The sequence below is a fragment of the Endozoicomonas sp. ONNA1 genome, from assembly GCF_024606325.1.
Classification (GTDB): Bacteria; Pseudomonadota; Gammaproteobacteria; order Pseudomonadales; family Endozoicomonadaceae; genus Endozoicomonas_A.
Genome location: NZ_JAHHPN010000779.1, coordinates 1 through 3,321, shown reverse-complemented (window position 1 = coordinate 3,321; position 3,321 = coordinate 1). Strand labels below are relative to the sequence as shown.

General features: G+C 43.5%; 3 protein-coding genes. All 3 read left to right on the top strand.

Annotated elements, in window-relative coordinates; all coding sequences use genetic code 11:
* Window positions 1-788 (top strand): restriction endonuclease subunit S (locus KDK19_RS18675; protein WP_257292588.1); only part of this gene is annotated, 788 nt, incomplete at its 5' end.
* The gene (locus tag KDK19_RS18670) at window positions 785-1,744 is read left to right on the top strand and encodes a PDDEXK nuclease domain-containing protein (protein ID WP_257292587.1); all 960 of its coding nucleotides are present in this window, start codon (window positions 785-787) and stop codon (window positions 1,742-1,744) included. The genes KDK19_RS18675 and KDK19_RS18670, both read left to right, overlap by 4 nt.
* 237 nt (window positions 1,745-1,981) lie before the next feature.
* Window positions 1,982-3,202 (top strand): RNA-guided endonuclease IscB, encoded by a 1,221-nt coding sequence (gene iscB / locus KDK19_RS18665; protein WP_257287992.1) that lies wholly within the window; start codon window positions 1,982-1,984, stop codon window positions 3,200-3,202.
* Window positions 3,203-3,321 lie beyond the last annotated feature (119 nt).

The window sequence follows — 3,321 nt, the reverse complement described above, 5'->3', positions numbered from 1 at the left end:
AGCAATCCCTGATCCGGCTGTTGAAAGAAAAACGACAGGCGGTGATCAGTCATGCCGTCACCAAGGGGCTGAACCCGGATGCACCAATGAAGGATTCTGGTGTGGAGTGGCTTGGGGAAGTGCCGGAGCATTGGGTGGTGAATACTATTTCTCAAGTCTCGCAAAAGATTACCAATGGATATGTTGGCCCTACCAGAGATATTTTGGTCGAAAGCGGTGTTCCCTATATTCAGGCAACGCATATAAAAAATGGCAAAGTTAATTTTGATAATGCTTACTTCGTGACTGAACTGTGGAGCCACAAGCATGCCAAGTCAATTTTGAAAAAAGATGATGTACTGATTGTTCAAACAGGTGCGGGAACAGGTGATGTAGGCTTAGTGTCTGATGAGGAAGAAGGCTATAACTGCCACGCATTGATTATCGTTCAGCCTAAAGCAGATAAAATGACGGGTGAATTTTTGTCCCATGTTTTGTCATCCAGTTATGGTTATGCAGTGTTGTACTCTATTCGAACTGGTGGAATGCACCCACACCTTAATTGTGGTGAGGTGAAGTTTGTTCGTACACCCCAGCCACCATTGAATGAGCAAATGTTGATTAATGATTACTTACGGGATATCAGGGTTAAGTATTCTGATTTGATGTCAGAAGTAGAAAGCCAGATCGACTTGTTAAAAGAACGCCGCACAGCCCTGATCTCCGCCGCCGTCACCGGCAAAATCGACGTACGTGACTGGCAACCAGAAGCACAACAACAAGAACAACCCGCAGAGGCCACCGTATGAGCAAAACACCCGCTTCATCAAAAGAGCCAGGTAACCTGTTCGGCGAAATCAAGAACCTGATACAAAGAGCCAAACAACGGGCAGCGGTGGCACTCAATGCCGAGATAACCGCACTCTATTGGAAGGTCGGTCAGCGTATTCAGCAGGAAATCCTGAAGGGTAAGCGGGCAGACTACGGCAAACAGGTTATTTCCGACTTGTCCCGCCAGCTCTCCGGGCAGTTTGGTAAGGGCTGGAGCCCTCAGCAATTGAGACATTGTATTAAGTTTGCCGAAATCTGTGAGGCTGATGAAATTGTCTCTACAGTGTGGAGACAATTGAGCTGGTCACACCTGAAACTGTTGATTTACATTGATGACCCACTAAAACGTGAGTTCTATATGACCATGGCGATTCAGGAGCGATGGTCTGTCCGCACCTTCAGCGAGCGTATGGATTCCATGCTGTTTGAGCGTACTGCCTTATCCCGAAATCCGGAAGAAACCATCGTTCACGATCTGAAAATGCTGAGGGATCAAGGGAAAGCCGATCAGGATATCGTTCTGAAAGACCCTTACATTCTGGATTTTCTTGAGCTTAATGATACCTACGTGGAAAAAGATCTTGAGGATGCTATTTTGCGGGAAATGGGGCATTTTCTGTTAGAAATGGGTATGGGCTTCACTTTTGTCGCACGCCAGCACCGAGTTCAAATTGATGAAGATGATTTTTATATTGATCTCTTGTTCTATAACCGAAAACTGAAGCGACTGGTTGCTATTGAACTGAAAACAGGCAAGTTTAAAGCTGAGTACAAAGGACAGATGGAGTTATATCTACGCTGGCTGAATAGATATGACCGTCAGCATGGAGAAGACCCCCCTATCGGCATCATTCTTTGTGCAGGTAAGAAGCAAAAGCAAATTGAATTACTTGAACTGGGTCAACTACCCGTCCCTAAAGGAACGGGCTTGTAAAAGCCCTTGTTGACTAGACCACTATTTAGGAGAGACAAAAATAGTAAACGTTATTTCGGATGTAGATACCTTGGAATGTCGCCTTAGTTCCTTGCTCTATCGTGGCTCTGTAAACAGTCTTATTGGGTTATAGACAGTCAACCACATTGCGAAGCCGTTATAACTGGTCGAAAGGAAGTCTGAAGCTGGTTTGATCCTACAAATCAGCGTAAGCACAACTCGAAGGAGGTAGACTAAATGCTAGTTTACGTACTCAACAAGAATGGTGAACCATTAATGCCATGCAAGCCCCAACGGGCTAGAAAGCTCTTGAAAGAGGGTAAGGCTAGGGTTGTTTCAAGGACACCATTCACTATACAGCTACAGTTTGGCTCTACAGGCTATAAGCAAACTGTAGTGGCTGGTATGGATACCGGCTCTAAGGTTATCGGCTGTTCAGCTATATCGAATGGAGAGGTTGTATATCAGTCTGAAGTCAAGCTTAGAACCGATATTAAGAAAAAAATGGATCAAAGGAGAATGTATCGGAGCAATAGACGTAACAGAAAAACCCGATACAGAAAGCCCAGATTTTTGAACCGGAAAAACTCAACCATGTTCGGAAGGCTTCCACCTTCAGTAAGGTCTAAGGTTCAGTCCCATTTCAGGGAAAAGAAACAGGTTGAAATGATTTTACCTGTTACCCGATGGAATGTAGAAACGGCCAGTTTTGACATTCACAAGATAACCAACCCTGAAGTGTCGGGAAGGGGCTATCAGGAAGGAAAACAGAAGGATTATTACAACGTCAAAGCCTATGTCCTTGATCGTGATGGATACAAATGTCATTCAAAACAGAAGGTTAAGCATAGTGAAAAATTACACGTTCATCATATTGTATTTCGATCAAATGGTGGAACAGATGAGCCTGGTAACCTAATAACCCTATGTGAAAGGTGCCACAAGGATTTACACGATGGGAAATTTGAGATTAAGGGTCAGAAAAGCAAGACTAAACACGCTACCCAAGTCAGCATCATCAAGGAAGTGCTAAAGAAAAACTGGTCATTCAAAGAAACCTTTGGGTATGAGACAAAATTCAAGCGTGAAACGATTTTAAAATTACCAAAAACTCATTTCAATGATGCTGTAGCTATTTGCTGTGAACATGGGGAGTTGGTTGAACCGAGTCCAATTGTGTATAAGAAAGTTCATGTCTCTAAAGGTGACTATCAGTTACACAAAGGGCAGAGATCAGAAAAGAAAATTCCTGTTGGCAAGTTGTTTGGCATTAAAAAGTTCGACTATGTAAATACCCAAAAGGGTAAAGGATTTATCAAGGGTAGAATGTCTACAGGATATGCTGTATTGATGGATATAGAAGGTAAAACTACAATAACCAGCACAAAAATTAAGAAGGGCTGTAAAAGGTTAAGCGCTAGAAGCACAACCCTGATCGACTTCGAACATTGTGCATAGCGAATCCTGGCGGATTCGTTGCTTACATCCCCCCGCTGAAGCGAGGGGTTTTACGCAAAATTCGATAAAACTGAATAGTGGAATCCTCGAATTGTCTCCGCAGTGTGGAGACAATTCAG